Raw genomic sequence first — 16389 nt, forward strand, 5'->3', positions numbered from 1 at the left:
TGTCCGGCAGGCGCCCGCCTGTCCGTCAGGCTCCCGGCTCCTCGTCAAGCACCCGCCTGTCCGCCAGGCACCCGCCTCCCGCCAGCCGCTCGCCACCCGTCAGGCACCCGCGTGTCCGCCAGCCACCCGTCTCCTCGTCAGCCGCCGACGTCAGCCGCCGACCTCCTCATCAGGCGCCCGACTCCCCGTCAGGCGTCACCCTCCTCGTCAGCCGCGCGCCTCTTCTTCCCGAGACAGCGGGAAGTGCGTTCCCGTCAGCTCCTCCGAGACCCGCCACAGCCGACGGGCCGTCAGCGGGTCCCCGGCCGCGCGGGAGCGGCCCACCAGGGTCGGCTTGCCGCGCATCTCACCCAGGCCGTCGGGGCCCACGTAGCTCGCCCCGGGGAGGTCCTCGGTGGCGGCGTAGAGGGTGGGGAGGGCGCCCGCGCGGTCGTCCTGCGCGAAGAACCGGTTGCCGAGGCGCATGAAGGCGCGCAGCACCGGGTTGGCCGCGTGGCTCTGGAGGTTGGTGGCCGCGTAGCCGGGGTGGGCGGCCAGGGCGCGGACCGCGGAGCCCGACTCCGTGAGCCGGCGTTGGAGTTCCAGGGTGAACAGGAGGTTGGCCAGCTTGGACTGGGCGTAGGCGCGCTGCGGGGTGTAGTTCGCCGCCATGTCCAGGTCGTCGAAGCCGATCCTCGCGCCGCCCCAGCGGTGGGCGCCCGAGGAGACCGTGACGACGCGGCCGGTGATGTGCGGCAGCAGCAGGTTCGTCAGGACGAAGTGCCCGAGATGGTTCGTGCCGAACTGCATCTCGAAGCCGTCCTTGGTGCGCTGCCTCGGGAGCATCATGACGCCGGCGTTGTTGACGAGAAGGTGCAGCGGCCCCTGCCAGGCGTCGGCGAACGCCCGCACGGAGGCCAGGTCCGCCAGGTCCAGCGGGCGCACCTCGGTGCTGCCCGGCACGGTCGCCGCCGCGGCCCGCCCGCGCTCGGTGTCCCGTACGGCGAGGACGACATGCGCCCCCGCCCGGGCCAGCGCGTGGGTCGCCGTGAGGCCGATGCCGCTGTTGGCGCCGGTGACGACGACGGTCCGCCCGTCGAGGCCCGGGAGGCGGTCCGCGCTCCACGTCTCGCTGCTCTGGGTCTTCGTCTTCTCTGCCATGCCCCGAATGTAGGCGGTGCCTACAATGCTGTCAATGACAACAATGATGGCATCGCCAACATCGGGATACGATGGTCCGCATGCCAGCAAGCCGCCCCACCCCGGAGAGCCGCCCCTACCATCACGGGGACCTGCGCTCCACCCTGCTCGCCGGTGCGGAGCGCACCCTGCGGGAGAAGGGGACGGGCGCGCTCTCGCTGCGCGAACTGGCCCGGGAGGCAGGGGTGAGCCACGCCGCACCCGGCCGCCACTTCAAGGACAAGCAGGCCCTGCTCAACGCCCTGGCACTCGTCGGCTACGACCGGCTGGGCCAGGCCCTGGAGGGCGCCGACGACCCCGCTCTCCCGCTGGAGAAGCGGCTCACCGCGCTGGCCCGGGCCTATCTCGCCTTCTCGATCGACAACGCCGAGCTGCTGGAGCTCATGTACGCCCGCAAGCACGAGCCCGACGCCTCCGAGCAGCTGGCCGCGGCCGTCGACCGGACGGTCGGCTCCCTGGAGCGGGTCATCGCCGACGCCCAGGAGCGCGGCGAGATCATCGCGGGCGACCCGCAGCACCTCACCCTGGTGACCGGCGCCACCCTCCAGGGCATCGCCTCCTTCGCGGCGGGTGGCATGCTCGCCCCCGAGGCGGCCCTCGACGGCACCGAGGAGTTCGTCCACCTCCTCCTGCACGGCCTCAAGCCCCGCTGATTCCAGACCCCTCGGTCAAGCCGCCCCCATCACCCGGCCATCGAGCCGTCGGTGAGCCAGACCGGCTCCACCACCGCCCTGCCCACCGCCGACAGCGGCTGGGCCGGCGAGATATCCCTCGACCTCGACATGGCGAGCGCCATCTGCCCGAACTGCCACATCACCCTCGTCGAGGCGAAGTCGTCGTCCATGGCCATCCTCGGCACCGCCGTCAACAGGGCCGTCTCCTGGGCGCCAGGTACGTCTCCAACAGCTACGGCGGCGGCGAGTCCTCCTCCGACGCCACGTACGACTCCACCTACTTCAACCACCCGGGCGTCGCCATCACCGTCAGCGCGAGCGTCTACGCCCTCGCCGGCACCCCGTCCACGGGCTCCTACCCGTCCGCGTTCCCCTACGCGAACACCTCCGCCCTGAACGACGTCACCACCGGCGGCAACGGCAGCTGCACCACCGGCTACTTCCGCACCGCCCGGACGGGCTACGACGGCCCGACCGGCCTGGGCACCCCGGAGGGACCCGGCGCCTTCACCGGCTGACGCCTCCCACCCGGTGACAGACCGTCACCAGGGAACGCCGTCCGGGGCCGTGGGGGCCCGGAGACAACCGGAGAACACCGGGGCCGCGGCAACCGAGCCGCGGCCCCTCCGCCGTGCCGGGTAGCCTTCACCCGGGGAACACCGGCGCGACCACTCACCCGACCAGCCGTCAGAAACAGCCCCCAAGGGTGAGAAAGGCCGCAAGAGGGCACAACGACGGAACCGCATCCCAGGTTCCGCTCAGGCCTCATTGCCCGGCGTTACCCGCCGTGATACACAGAGTGACCATACGATCCTTCGTACACCGCCCGTCGCCACCCCTAGGGGCCGGAGCGGAACGGTGGCAAGGTATTCGTACGAAACCCGCCAATCAATGACGCCAAGTCGACATACGACAGCATCATTGTCGGCGAGAATGAGGCCTGACCTCTGCACGACCGCAGAGGGCGCGGAACTACCCAACAGGGGCGGTGACTTACATGCTCTTTGCGGCCGACAAGGGAGACATCAACACCATCATCGGTGGGATCGCTCCGGACTGGGGCCCCTTCGGCAGCCTGGGCAACGAGGCGAAGGTGATGATCGAGGTCGTGATGGCGGTGGCCATTCTGCTCTGCCTCGGCATCGCCATCTGGGGGGCCGCCAAGCAGCGCATCGGCGCCACCGCACTGCGCGACACCTTCAGCGCGGAGCAGGGCAAGGGCCTCATCATCGCGGGCCTGACGGGCGTCTTCATCATCGGCTCACTCGGGACGCTGTTCACCATCGTGTACGGCATGGCCGTGTAGCCCGGGCACCATCCGCCCGGCCGGGCACGCCCGGCTCCCCCTCCATCCCACCCGCCCGTCGTGCCCACCGGCTGAGGTTGCGTTTCCCTGATGTCGAGTCACCACACCGCGCCCGCGCGGGAGCCAGCACGGCTACCGTCGTACGAGGAGTATGAGAAGTACGACCGGTACGAAGTGTTTCCGCACGACGTCGAGGGGGCGTACGCGGCATGAGTCTCGGTGACGACCACGAGTCCTCCGGTGGCTACGGCGGCACGGGCCAGACCCGCACCCGCCTGCCCGACTCCGGCGACGCCTTCGGCACCCCCCGCCGCCGCTCCTCGTCCCGCAGCCTGGTCACCGTGGTCGGCGTGGTGGTCCTGCTGATCGCGGCGATCGCCTTCGCCAACCGGGGGGACGGCGACAGTTCCTCTTCGACGGACGGCTCCTCCGGCAAACCCGACTCAGCGGCGACCGCTCCCTCCGGCCAACGCCCCGTCAAGTCCAAGTCCGCCGCCGGCATCCCGTCGGGCTTCGCCCAGGACCAGGAGGGAGCGGAGAGTGCCGCAGCGAACTACGCCGTCGCACTGGTCTCCGCCGACATCCTCAAGCCGGCGCGGCGGCCCGAGATCGTCCGTCAGGTGTTCGACGCCGACAAAGCCTCCGAGCTGGAGAGAAACCTCGACCGGGTCTACAGCAAGGCGTTCCTGGAGAAGGTCGGCCTCGACGCGAACGGCGACGCGCCCAAGGGCAGTACCTACGTCTCCCGCACAATGCCGGTCGGCACCAAGGTCACCGACTTCTCGGGCAGCACCGCCGCCGTCGAGGTCTGGTGCACGGGCGTGTTCGGGATGACGGGGGAGAGCTCGCAGAACCCCGTCACCAACGACTGGTTCACCATGACCCTCCAGCTGCGCTGGACCGACGGCGACTGGAAGGTCGACAGCTTCTCCCAGAAAGAAGGCCCCGCGCCGGTCAACGGCGACAACAGGGTGTCGACGTCGGACGCCATCTCGAAGGCCGTCGAGGAGTTCGGAGGGTTCACGTATGCCCGGTAGCCCGCGCCGCGCAGTCAAGGTCGCCGCAACCCTCACCGCCGCACAGACCGCCCTGGTCCTGTTCGCCACCCGGGCGACAGCGGCTCCCACGCCCTCGCCCAGCCCCAGCAGCGACAACTGCTCCCTGCTCTCCGGCCGGGCCCTGGAGATCTGCGAAGGCGACACCGGCAGCGCCGGAGGCGGAGGCGGAACCTCCCGGCTCAACCCCACCTCCACCCTCGACCCCCTCTCCTCCCTCGCCAAGGGCTGCGCCGACGCCGCCTCCTGGACCGTCGACAAGCTCAGCGAAGCCGTGAAGGAAACCGCGAACGTCGACTTCACCAACCCCAAGTTCCTCCAGCAGTACGCCGTCGTCTTCGCCGCCTCGACGATCCTCACGCTCCTGCTCTGGCTCCTGGCCGTCGCCAAGCGAGCCGTCCGCGGCGTCCCCATGACCACCGCCCTGTCCGAAGCCATCGGCTTCCTCTGGCTGACCGTCCTGGCCTCCGCGTTCACCCCCCTGATCCTCTACACCGTCGTCTCCGCCACCGACGGCGTCACCGAGGTCCTCGCCAAAGCCACCGGCGACCAGACCGACGCGTTCTTCGGCACCTTCTCCGAGGCCCTCAAGAAGGGCGAGGACATCGGCGGCGGCCCGATCATGCTGATCGTCGTCTCCCTGGTCAGCATCCTCGCCGCCGGCGTCCTCTGGCTGGAGCTCGTCATCAGGGCCGCGCTGCTCTACGTCGGCGCCCTCCTCGGCACCGTCGTCTACGCCGGCCTCGTCGACAAGAACCTGTGGGGCCACGTCCGCCGCTGGGCCGGCATCATGATCGCGGTCATCCTCATCAAACCGGTGATCGTCATCGTCCTCGGCCTCGCCGGCGCACTCTCCGCGGACGACGGCCCGAACGCCTTCTCCGCCGTCGTCTCCGGCCTCGCCATCATCCTGCTCGCCATCTTCGCCAGCGCGATGATCTACCGCTTCGTCCCCGGCTTCGGCGACGAGATCGCCGGCTCCCGCAACAACCGCCTCATGCAGGGCGCCGAGAGCAAGGCCGCGGCCGTCATCAGCTCCCCGGCGTCCCTCGTCGCGCAGGGCATCAAGACCCACAGCACCCGCGCCGACAACAACGGCGGAGGCAGCCAGTCCTCCGCCCCCCGCCCCAGCAACCCCGCCTCCGGCGGAGTCGCCGCGCACAGCGCGCGCCCCTCGAACGGCGGCGGCGGATCTGTCCCCTCCGCCGCACCCGCCCCCCGTTCGAGCAGCCCCGTCAACACTCCCCACGCCAGCAACACCCGTAACAGCAGTACCAACCGCACGGGAGGTGAAGGGCGTTGACGACCGAGTCCCACGTGTCCCATCCGGTCACGCCCCGCCGGACGTATCTGATCGGCCGCGCCCGGCCGAACGCGATCATCGGCCGCAACCGCGAGACCGGCGAGATCGCCCTGATCGTCGTGGGCGCGTTCCTCGGCATGATGTGCGGGCTCCTCGTCCCGGTGCTGAGCTTGCGCATCGTGCTGCTCGCCGGCTTCCCGATGCTCGCGCTGTCCGCCGTCTACGTGCCGTACAAGCACCGCACGTTCTACAAGTGGTTCGAGATCAACCGCAGCTACAAGCGGACCCTCAAACAGGGCACCGCCTACCGCTCCGCCGTCATCGAGGCCGGCACCCGGCTCGACGGCCGCGAGGTCGAGATCGGCCCGCCCCCCGGCATCGGCCGCATCACCTGGCTGGCCGCCCCCTTCGGCCCCGACGAGATCGCCGTGCTCCTGCACGCCGACCGCAAGACCGTCACCGCCGCCATCGAGATCGAGGGCCCCGGCGTCGGCCTGCGCGACAGCGAGGACCAGGAAGCCCTCGTCGACCGCTTCGGCACCCTGCTCAAGCACGTCGCCAACGGCGACGGCTTCGTCACCCGCATCCAGATGCTGGCCCGCACCCTCCCGGCCGACCCGGACGCCCACGCCAAGGACGTCGCCGTCCGCGGCGACGAAAAGGCCCTGCCCTGGCTCCAGGAGTCCTACGACCAGCTCCAGTCGATGGTGTCCACCAGCAGCGAGCAGCACCGCGCCTACCTCGTCGCCTGCATGCACTACACGCGCGACCTCGCCGCCGAGGCGAGCGCCATGGCCCGCGCCGCCCGCGCCCACGGCGGCAAGGTCGACCGGGACGCCGGACTCGCCGTCGTCATGGCCCGCGAGCTCACCGACATCTGCTCGCGCCTCCAGGAAGCCGACATCCGCGTACGGCAGCCGCTCGGTCAGGGACGGCTGGCCTCGCTGATCCACTCCATGTACGACCCGGACCACCCGATCGACCACATCCAGGCGATGACCAAGCGCAACGCCTGGCCGGCCGAACTGGACGCCATGGAGCCCACCTACCTCCAGGCCAAGACCCGCGAATCCTCCACCCGCGCCCCCTGGTGCCACGCCACGGCCTGGGTGAAGGAGTGGCCGATGACCCCCGTCGGCGTCAACTTCCTCGCCCCGCTGCTCGTCCACACCCCGGACGTCATCCGCACGGTCGCCGTCACCATGGACCTCGAACCCACCGAGGTCGCCATCGAGCGCATGCTCACCGAGAAGACCAACGACGAGGCCGAGGCGTCCCGCGCCGCCAAGATGAACCGCACCGTCGACCCCCGCGACATCGCCGCGCACTCCCGCCTCGACCAGCGCGGCGAGGACCTCGCCAGCGGCGCCGCCGGCGTCAACCTCGTCGGCTACATCACCGTCTCCTCCCGCAACCCCGACGCACTCGCCCGCGACAAGCGCACGATCAGAGCCTCCGCGGGCAAGTCGTACCTCAAGCTGGAATGGTGCGACCGCGAGCACCACCGCGCCTTCGTGAACACCCTTCCCTTCGCCACCGGCATTCGGAGGTAGGACCTGATGCGGGACCCGCTGTCCGTCCTCACCGACGCCTTCACCTCCTTCCTCTTCGGGAAGGTCGAGACGACCAGGCTCCCGGTGCGCACGTCCACGGGCCAGGCCCAGGCGGTCTACCTCCCGACCGCCGCCCCCGGCCTCGGCGACTCCGGCGTCATCATCGGCCGCGAGGTGTACTCCGGAAAGGGCTACATCTACGACCCCTTCCAGCTCTACGGCCAGCAGCTCCCCGCCCCCCACTGGCTGGTCCTCGGCGAGTCCGGCAACGGCAAGTCGGCGCTGGAGAAGACGTACGTCCTGCGCCAGCTCCGCTTCCGCGACCGCCAGGTCGTCGTCCTGGACGCCCAGGGCGAGGACGGCGTCGGCGAGTGGAACCTCATCGCGCAGGAGCTGGGCATAACTCCCATCCGCCTGGACCCGACAGCGGCCCTGGACATGGGAATCCGCCTCAACCCGCTCGACCCCGCGATCACCACCACGGGCCAGCTCGCCCTGCTCCGGACGATCATCGAGGTCGCGATGGGGCACGGCCTCGACGAACGCTCCGGCTTCGCCCTCAAGGTCGCCCACGCCTACGTCAACGAGACCATCGTCGACCGCCAGCCGGTCCTGACCGACATCGTCGAGCAGCTGCGCCACCCCGAACCCGAGTCCGCCGAGGCGATGAACGTCGCCATAGACGACGTACGGGCCTGGGGCCTCGACGTCGCCCTGGTCCTGGACCGCCTCGTCGACGGTGACCTGCGCGGCATGTTCGACGGCCCCACCACGGTCGGCATCGACCTCGACGCCCCGCTCATCGTCTTCGACCTGTCCCACATCGACCGCAACTCCATCGCCATGCCCATCCTCATGGCGATCGTCGGCGTGTGGCTGGAGCACACCTGGATCCGCCCCGACCGGAAGAAGCGCATCTTCCTGGTCGAGGAGGCCTGGCACATCATCAACAGCCCCTTCGTCGCCCAGCTGTTCCAGCGCCTGCTGAAGTTCGGCCGACGCCTGGGCCTGTCCTTCGTGGCGGTGGTCCACCACCTGTCGGACGTCGTGGACGGCGCGGCCGCGAAGGAAGCGGCCGCGATCCTGAAGATGGCGTCGACGAGAACGATCTACGCCCAGAAGGCGGACGAAGCACGGGCCACCGGACGCGTCCTGGGTCTCCCCCGCTGGGCGGTGGAGATCATCCCGACGCTCACCCCCGGCATCGCCGTCTGGGACGTCAACGGCAACGTCCAGGTCGTCAAACACCTGATCACGGAGACCGAACGCCCGCTGGTCTTCACCGACCGCGCGATGACAGAGTCCTCCGCCGACCTCGCGGACGACGCCCTGCACGCCGCCGAACGCGAGGCGGAGGCACGGGCCGCGGCCTTCGTGGAGCACCACCTGGGCGACGAATCGACGGTGGCGTAGGCACAGGGGAGGACGCGTGAGACCGGACGACCGTCACGACCGGCGGGCCGGCCAGGGAGGCATCCCCGACGGCCTGCTGGTCGGCGTACTGGCGTTCCTCCTCGGCATGACCGTGCTGGCGTGGACGGCCACGGGCCTGGCCGCCCTGTTCGCCCACGGCTCCTGGCCCTCCGGCGTCACCTTCGCCCGGACGCCGCTCGCCATGCGCGGCCTCATCGCCCAGCCCCACGACATCCCCGGCGCCTGGCCCGACACACCCCCCGGCGAACTCTCCGGCTACGGCCTGTTCTGGGGCCTGTTCATCGGCCAGCTGATGATCCTGGTCGTCCTCACGGTGTTCGTCATGGGCACCCTCGCCCGGTGGCGGGCCGTCCGCGCCAGGAACCGGGAGCGCAGGGCGACGGCGGCGGCGGAGCCGACGATGTCCGGCACCCCGGCCCGGGGAGCCACCGCGTACGAGGCACACGCACCCGTGCAGCACGAGGTCCCGGCCCCGGCGCAGCACCACGGATCCCCCTCGACGCCACACGAGGTCGCGCCCTCGGCGCAGAGCCACGGCTCCGCCGCGACGCAGCACGAGGTCCCGACCCCTCGCCGCTCACCCACCGACCCCGCGAGCCCCCTGGACTCCGCGACGATCCCCCTGGACTCCACCGCGAGCCCGGCCGGCTCCCCCCATCCGGCGATCATCCCCGCGACCCCGGCACCGCTGTTCGGGCGGGAACGGGTGAGCGGGTGGGAGAAAGTCCTCGTAGCCCCGAGGGAAACCCGCCAAGCCACCGCCACCCGGGCCGTACGCGACGCGGAAGGCCCGGCCCTCATCGTCACGTCGAACCCCCTCCTCTGGCAGGACACCAAGGACGCCAGAGCCAAGCTGGGCCCCACCCACCTCTACGACCCCACCCACCTCTGCGACACCCCGTCCCGCCTCCACTGGTCCCCCACCACCGGCTGCGAGGACAAGGACACGGCATCCCGACGGGCCACAGCCCTCCTCACCCCCGTACGCCCCACCGCCAAACTCGACCAGGCTCTCACCGACACGGCCACCACACTCCTGCGCAGCTATCTGCACGCCGCGGCGATCGACGGCCGCACCATCCGCCACGTCCACCGCTGGTCCCAGGGCACCCAGATCCAGGACGCCGTACGCATCCTCCGCACCAACCCCAAGGCCGCCCCCGGCTCCGCGGGTGAACTCGAAGGCGCCCTCACGGCCCACCCCGAACGCCGCGACATGGCCCAGCAGTTGACCACCCGCGCCCTCACGGCCCTCTCCACGGTCAATATCCGCGAGGCCTGCACTCCCAACCGAACTGATGCCCTCGCCTTGGATTCCTTCGTCCACGAAGCGGGCACGCTTTACGTGGTGGGGGAATCCATCGAGGACCCCAGGACGAACCCGGGCGCCATGCCCCTCCTGACGGCCCTCGTCTCGAGCGTGGTCGAGCGCGGCCGGCACATGGCCGAACGGTCATCGGCCGGTCGCCTCGACCCACCAATGACGCTCGTCCTGGACGACGTCGCGGCCGTGGCCCCGCTTCCCCAACTCCCGGAGCTGCTGGCCACCGGAGCGGACCGGGGCATGCCGACCCTGGCCCTGCTCCGGTCCCGCGAACAGGGCCGCGCCCGCTGGCCGCACGACGAACTGCCGGTCCAGTAACCGACCTACCGAAGCACCGGGACCCGGAAGCCTCACTCCCGCTCGAGGACGAACTCCAACTCCCGCTCCCCCGCGTCCCCCAGCGGCACGGTCACACCACTCGGCAGGAACCCCACCCGCCGGTAGAACCGCTGCGCCCGCCCGTTCTCCTCGTGCACGATGAGTCGCACCCGCTCCAGACCCTGCGCCCACGACCACTCCAGGGCAGCGTCGAACAGCACCTCGGTCAGCCCGCTCCCGCGGTCCTCGGGCCGTACGAACACACCGACCACATGCCCCTGCTTCCGCTCCACCGGAAACCCGGCCCAGTCGGTCGTCCCGGGCTCCTCCACGAGCACGGTCAGCGTCCCCACCCACCGCCCGTCCGGCCCCTCGGCGATGATCTGCTGCGCCTTGTCCGCCCCTTCGGCGGCCCCCGCGGTCCGCTCCCGCCAGAAGGCATCCGGTCTGGCGGCGGCCTCCTCGTACGTCTCCAGGAAGGCCAGGTGCGCCACCGGGTCCCGCAGCGCCGCGAGCCGCAGCTCCTTCGCCGCGACCCACTCACCAGCACGGACGGACCGGATCACATAGCTCATACGGCCACGGTAGTACCCGGGTACGACACCCTTCACCCCGATTACCCCGCCGGTCCGACGCCCGCCGCCCCCGCGCACGCGAACATCGAAGCATGCCGACGGCACCCGAACCGACCCAGCGCCACGACGACGTGGACCACGCGGCCCGCCACCGCGAAGACGCGTGCCGCCCGGCACCGGATCCCGCACGATGGACCCCGTGACGGACAACCGGGCGCCGGAGCCCCTCACCGAGTACGCCCAGCGCCTCACCCACCGGGTGCGCGCCTTCGACCGACGCCGCCCCCTCCTGTGGGACCTGCCCTTCACCGGCTTCTGGGTGGCAGCCGCCCTGATCGACTACACGGGCGGCGGCTGGCGCCACAACGCCCACCAGCTCGACGTCCCCGGCTGGCTGCTCCTCACGCTGAGCCTCGGCCTCTCGGTCCCGCTCCTCTGGCGCCGCACCCACCCCGCAACGGCCCTGGCCGCCATGACTCCCTTCGCCCTCGCCAACTCCTGGACCGGCGCCGCCCTCCAGGCAGCCCTGCTCCAGCTGGTCCTCGTCTACCACCTCGCCCTGCGCCGCCCCCTGCGCGACCTGTGGTGGGTGACGGCCCTGGTGATCGGCCCGGTCCTCCTCTCGGCCATACGTCACGGAGAGGGCACCTGGGACCAGCAGATCGGCTCACACCTGATGTCCGTCACCGTGGCCGTCCTCATCGGTGCCACGGTCCGCACCCGCCGCGACTACACCGAGGCCCTGGAGGACCGCGCCCGCCGCCTGGAGACCGAACGCGACCAGCAGGCCCAAATCGCGACGGCGGCCGAACGCGCCCGCATCGCCCGCGAGATGCACGACATCATCGGCCACAACCTCTCCGTCATCACGGGCCTGGCCGACGGCGGCCGCTACGCCGCCGCCAAGTCCCCCGAACGCGCCGCCCAGGCCCTCGACGCCATCGCCACCACCAGCCGCCAGGCCCTCACCGAACTCCGCCGCCTCCTCGACGTCCTGCGCGAGGACGAGAGGCAACAAGCCGACCTCACCCCCCAGCCCGGCCTCTCCGACCTCGACCCGCTCCTCGACGGCGTACGCTCCGCAGGCCTCCCCGTCAGCACCACCACCCACGGCAGCCCGAGCCTCCCCCCGGGCCGCCAACTCACCGTCTACCGCGTCATCCAGGAAGCCCTCACCAACACCCTCAAGCACGCCGGCCCCGACGCCACCGCACGGATAGAGCTCTCCTACGAGGAGAAGGCCGCGGTCACCGTCACGATCACGGACACCGGCACCGGAAGCGCCACCGACGGGACCTCCCGGGGTGGCCGCGGGCTACCCGGAATGCGCGAGCGAACCGCCCTGTACGGCGGCACACTTGAGGCCGGCCCCCGCCCCCGCCCGGAGCAGGGCTGGCGCGTCCGCCTACGTCTCCCGGAGGAATCCCCGCAGTGACCACGGTCCTCATAGCCGACGACCAGCCCCTTCAGCGCTTCGGCTCCCGCATGCTGCTGGAGAGCCAGGACGACATGACGGTCGTCGGCGAGGCGGCGAACGGCAGCGAAGCGGTCCGCTTGGCCGCCGAACTCCATCCCGATGTCGTCCTCATGGACATCCGCATGCCCGGCCTCGACGGCATCGAGGCGACCCGCCGCATCACCGCCGCCGGCGACCGCACCCGCATCCTGATCGTCACCACCTTCGACCTGGACGAGTACGCCTACGCCGGCCTCCGCGCGGGCGCCTCCGGATTCCTGGTCAAGGACGCCCAGCCCGAGGAACTCCTGGCCGGCATCCGCGCCGTCGCCACGGGCGACGCGGTCGTCGCCCCCAGCCTGACCCGACGCCTCCTGGACGCCTACGTCCACCACCTCCCGGCCGACCCCACAGCACAGGACGGGACGTCAGAGGACACCCGCCTCAAGTCCCTCACCGACCGGGAACGCGAGATCCTCACGGTCATCGGCCAGGGCTGGACGAACACGGAGATAGCCACGCGCCTCCACCTGGCCGAGTCGACGGTGAAGACCCACGTGGGCCGCATTCTGGCGAAGACCGGTTCCCGGGACCGCATTCAGGCGGTCATTCTGGCGTACGACACGAAGCTGGTGCAGCCGTCGTAAAAGCCCTGAACGCAGAAAACCCCCGCATCCGAAGATGCGGGGGTTTTCCCAAAAATTGTTCGGCGGCGTCCTACTCTCCCACAGGGTCCCCCCTGCAGTACCATCGGCGCTGTAAGGCTTAGCTTCCGGGTTCGGAATGTAACCGGGCGTTTCCCCTACGCTATAACCACCGAAACACTATGAAACTGTCGAACAATGCCGCACCACACCATCAACGATGGCATGGGGCCGTTCGTGGTTTCAGAACCAACACAGTGGACGCGAGCAACTGAGGACAAGCCCTCGGCCTATTAGTACCGGTCAACTCCACACGTTACCGTGCTTCCATATCCGGCCTATCAACCCAGTCGTCTACTGGGAGCCTTACCCTCTCAAGGAGGTGGGAATACTCATCTCGAAGCAGGCTTCCCGCTTAGATGCTTTCAGCGGTTATCCCTCCCGAACGTAGCCAACCAGCCATGCCCTTGGCAGAACAACTGGCACACCAGAGGTTCGTCCGTCCCGGTCCTCTCGTACTAGGGACAGCCCTTCTCAATATTCCTACGCGCACAGCGGATAGGGACCGAACTGTCTCACGACGTTCTAAACCCAGCTCGCGTACCGCTTTAATGGGCGAACAGCCCAACCCTTGGGACCGACTCCAGCCCCAGGATGCGACGAGCCGACATCGAGGTGCCAAACCATCCCGTCGATATGGACTCTTGGGGAAGATCAGCCTGTTATCCCCGGGGTACCTTTTATCCGTTGAGCGACGGCGCTTCCACAAGCCACCGCCGGATCACTAGTCCCGACTTTCGTCCCTGCTCGACCCGTCGGTCTCACAGTCAAGCTCCCTTGTGCACTTACACTCAACACCTGATTGCCAACCAGGCTGAGGGAACCTTTGGGCGCCTCCGTTACTCTTTAGGAGGCAACCGCCCCAGTTAAACTACCCATCAGACACTGTCCCTGATCCGGATCACGGACCCAGGTTAGACATCCAGCACGACCAGACTGGTATTTCAACGACGACTCCCCCTGAACTGGCGTCCAGAGTTCACAGTCTCCCAGCTATCCTACACAAGCCGAACCGAACACCAATATCAAACTGTAGTAAAGGTCCCGGGGTCTTTCCGTCCTGCTGCGCGAAACGAGCATCTTTACTCGTAGTGCAATTTCACCGGGCCTATGGTTGAGACAGTCGAGAAGTCGTTACGCCATTCGTGCAGGTCGGAACTTACCCGACAAGGAATTTCGCTACCTTAGGATGGTTATAGTTACCACCGCCGTTTACTGGCGCTTAAGTTCTCAGCTTCGCCCCACCGAAATGGAGCTAACCGGTCCCCTTAACGTTCCAGCACCGGGCAGGCGTCAGTCCGTATACATCGCCTTACGGCTTCGCACGGACCTGTGTTTTTAGTAAACAGTCGCTTCTCGCTGGTCTCTGCGGCCACCCCCAGCTCAAACAGCAAGTGTTCTCACCAGGTGTGGCCCCCCTTCTCCCGAAGTTACGGGGGCATTTTGCCGAGTTCCTTAACCATAGTTCACCCGAACGCCTCGGTATTCTCTACCTGACCACCTGAGTCGGTTTAGGGTACGGGCCGCCATGAAACTCGCTAGAGGCTTTTCTCGACAGCATAGGATCATCCACTTCACCACAATCGGCTCGGCATCAGGTCTCAGCCACAAGTGATCCGGATTTGCCTGGACCACGGCCTACACCCTTACCCCGGGACAACCACCGCCCGGGATGGACTACCTTCCTGCGTCACCCCATCACTCACCTACTAACCGCTTGGTCCGGCGGCTCCACCACTTTCCTTTCCCCGAAGGGTCCGGAACGGCTTCACGGCCTTAGCATCACGATGCTCGATGTTTGACGCTTCACAGCGGGTACCGGAATATCAACCGGTTATCCATCGACTACGCCTGTCGGCCTCGCCTTAGGTCCCGACTTACCCTGGGCAGATCAGCTTGACCCAGGAACCCTTAGTCAATCGGCGCACACGTTTCTCACGTGTGTATCGCTACTCATGCCTGCATTCTCACTCGTGAACCGTCCACAACTCGCTTCCGCGGCTGCTTCACCCGGCACACGACGCTCCCCTACCCATCCACACAGGCGTTGGCCCTATTGTGTGAATGACACGACTTCGGCGGTACGCTTGAGCCCCGCTACATTGTCGGCGCGGAATCACTAGACCAGTGAGCTATTACGCACTCTTTCAAGGGTGGCTGCTTCTAAGCCAACCTCCTGGTTGTCTCTGCGACTCCACATCCTTTCCCACTTAGCGTACGCTTAGGGGCCTTAGTCGATGCTCTGGGCTGTTTCCCTCTCGACCATGGAGCTTATCCCCCACAGTCTCACTGCCGCGCTCTCACTTACCGGCATTCGGAGTTTGGCTAAGGTCAGTAACCCGGTAGGGCCCATCGCCTATCCAGTGCTCTACCTCCGGCAAGAAACACACGACGCTGCACCTAAATGCATTTCGGGGAGAACCAGCTATCACGGAGTTTGATTGGCCTTTCACCCCTAACCACAGGTCATCCCCCAGGTTTTCAACCCTGGTGGGTTCGGTCCTCCACGAAGTCTTACCTCCGCTTCAACCTGCCCATGGCTAGATCACTCCGCTTCGGGTCTTGAGCGTGCTACTGAAACGCCCTATTCGGACTCGCTTTCGCTACGGCTTCCCCACACGGGTTAACCTCGCAACACACCGCAAACTCGCAGGCTCATTCTTCAAAAGGCACGCAGTCACGAGGCAAGCACAAGTGCTTGCCCGACGCTCCCACGGCTTGTAGGCACACGGTTTCAGGTACTATTTCACTCCCCTCCCGGGGTACTTTTCACCATTCCCTCACGGTACTATCCGCTATCGGTCACCAGGGAATATTTAGGCTTAGCGGGTGGTCCCGCCAGATTCACACGGGATTTCTCGGGCCCCGTGCTACTTGGGTGTCTCTCAAACGAGCCGCTGATGTTTCGACTACGGGGGTCTTACCCTCTACGCCGGACCTTTCGCATGTCCTTCGCCTACATCAACGGTTTCTGACTCGTCCTGTCGCCGGCAGACGACAGAAGAGAGATCCCACAACCCCGCATACGCAACCCCTGCCGGGTCTCACACGTATACGGTTTAGCCTCATCCGGTTTCGCTCGCCACTACTCCCGGAATCACGGTTGTTTTCTCTTCCTGCGGGTACTGAGATGTTTCACTTCCCCGCGTTCCCTCCACACTGCCTATGTGTTCAGCAGCGGGTGACAGCCCATGACGACTGCCGGGTTTCCCCATTCGGAAACCCCCGGATCAAAGCCTGGTTGACGACTCCCCGGGGACTATCGTGGCCTCCCACGTCCTTCATCGGTTCCTGGTGCCAAGGCATCCACCGTGCGCCCTTAAAAACTTGGCCACAGATGCTCGCGTCCACTGTGCAGTTCTCAAACAACGACCAGCCACCCATCACCCCGAACCATCCGATTCGAGTGCACTGGGGCCGGCGACTGAGGAAATTTCGTTCCCTCAGACACCCAACAGCGTGCCCGGCCAAATCCCGTCCGGAGATCATGCGTTCCACACTCTTACGA

General features: G+C 67.9%; 11 protein-coding genes, 2 rRNA genes and 1 pseudogene. 10 read left to right on the plus strand and 4 right to left on the minus strand.

The genetic code is table 11. The annotated features are described in order from the left end of the window. Positions 1–207: 207 nt before the first annotated feature. A complete protein-coding gene (locus tag QOL88_RS18620) occupies positions 208–1140 on the minus strand; it encodes an oxidoreductase (protein WP_097217521.1) in 933 nt (310 codons plus the stop codon). Positions 1141–1211: 71 nt separating this feature from the next. Here QOL88_RS18620 and QOL88_RS18625 point away from each other — a divergent pair, with 71 nt between their 5' ends. The 8 genes and pseudogenes from QOL88_RS18625 (at position 1212) to QOL88_RS18660 (ending at position 10146) form a co-directional block, all read left to right on the plus strand. After that, positions 1212–1832, plus strand: coding sequence for a TetR/AcrR family transcriptional regulator (locus tag QOL88_RS18625; protein ID WP_097217523.1), 621 nt, complete (start codon positions 1212–1214; stop codon positions 1830–1832). A 51-nt stretch (positions 1833–1883) separates the two neighbouring features. Further along, positions 1884–2371, plus strand: a pseudogene (locus tag QOL88_RS18630) (peptidase S8); the annotation flags it as partial. 479 nt (positions 2372–2850) lie between these two features. Continuing rightward, positions 2851–3159, plus strand: coding sequence for a DUF8827 family protein (locus tag QOL88_RS18635; RefSeq protein WP_003991275.1), 309 nt, complete (start codon positions 2851–2853; stop codon positions 3157–3159). Between the two features lie 209 nt (positions 3160–3368). Next, a complete protein-coding gene (locus QOL88_RS18640; protein WP_097217525.1) occupies positions 3369–4196 on the plus strand; it encodes a DUF8175 domain-containg protein in 828 nt (275 codons plus the stop codon). Further along, on the plus strand, positions 4186–5517 hold the full coding sequence (locus tag QOL88_RS18645) for a hypothetical protein (RefSeq protein WP_097217526.1): 1332 nt from the start codon (positions 4186–4188) through the stop codon (positions 5515–5517). The genes QOL88_RS18640 and QOL88_RS18645 overlap by 11 nt, the downstream gene beginning before the upstream one ends. Continuing rightward, complete coding sequence (locus tag QOL88_RS18650; RefSeq protein ID WP_097217528.1) at positions 5514–7070, plus strand: SCO6880 family protein; 1557 nt, start codon at positions 5514–5516, stop codon at positions 7068–7070. Before QOL88_RS18645 ends, QOL88_RS18650 begins: the two co-directional genes overlap by 4 nt. A gap of 6 nt (positions 7071–7076) precedes the next feature. Beyond that, the gene (locus QOL88_RS18655) at positions 7077–8483 is read left to right on the plus strand and encodes an ATP-binding protein (protein ID WP_097217530.1); all 1407 of its coding nucleotides are present in this window, start codon (positions 7077–7079) and stop codon (positions 8481–8483) included. Between the two features lie 16 nt (positions 8484–8499). Then, positions 8500–10146, plus strand: coding sequence for a type IV secretory system conjugative DNA transfer family protein (locus QOL88_RS18660; RefSeq protein ID WP_097217532.1), 1647 nt, complete (start codon positions 8500–8502; stop codon positions 10144–10146). Positions 10147–10178: 32 nt separating this feature from the next. On the opposite strand, the gene QOL88_RS18665 is transcribed toward QOL88_RS18660, so the two are convergent. Beyond that, positions 10179–10721: a GNAT family N-acetyltransferase gene (locus QOL88_RS18665; RefSeq protein ID WP_097217533.1), complete on the minus strand. Its 543-nt coding sequence runs from the start codon at positions 10719–10721 to the stop codon at positions 10179–10181. Positions 10722–10911: 190 nt separating this feature from the next. On the opposite strand from QOL88_RS18665, the gene QOL88_RS18670 reads away from it, so the two are divergent. Both QOL88_RS18670 and QOL88_RS18675 read left to right on the plus strand, forming a co-directional pair. Then, positions 10912–12156, plus strand: a complete 1245-nt coding sequence (locus tag QOL88_RS18670; RefSeq protein WP_097223072.1) for a sensor histidine kinase — start codon at positions 10912–10914, stop codon at positions 12154–12156. Continuing rightward, positions 12153–12824, plus strand: coding sequence for a response regulator (locus QOL88_RS18675; protein WP_097217535.1), 672 nt, complete (start codon positions 12153–12155; stop codon positions 12822–12824). The genes QOL88_RS18670 and QOL88_RS18675 overlap by 4 nt, the downstream gene beginning before the upstream one ends. 57 nt (positions 12825–12881) lie before the next feature. Here the strand turns inward: QOL88_RS18675 and rrf are convergent. Both rrf and QOL88_RS18685 read right to left on the minus strand, forming a co-directional pair. Beyond that, a 5S ribosomal RNA gene (rrf, locus tag QOL88_RS18680) occupies positions 12882–12998 on the minus strand. A gap of 96 nt (positions 12999–13094) precedes the next feature. After that, a 23S ribosomal RNA gene (locus tag QOL88_RS18685) occupies positions 13095–16214 on the minus strand. Positions 16215–16389: the final 175 nt, after the last annotated feature.

Source organism: Streptomyces sp. Ag82_O1-12, from assembly GCF_900182715.1.
In the GTDB taxonomy this organism is placed as follows: domain Bacteria; phylum Actinomycetota; class Actinomycetes; order Streptomycetales; family Streptomycetaceae; genus Streptomyces; species Streptomyces massasporeus.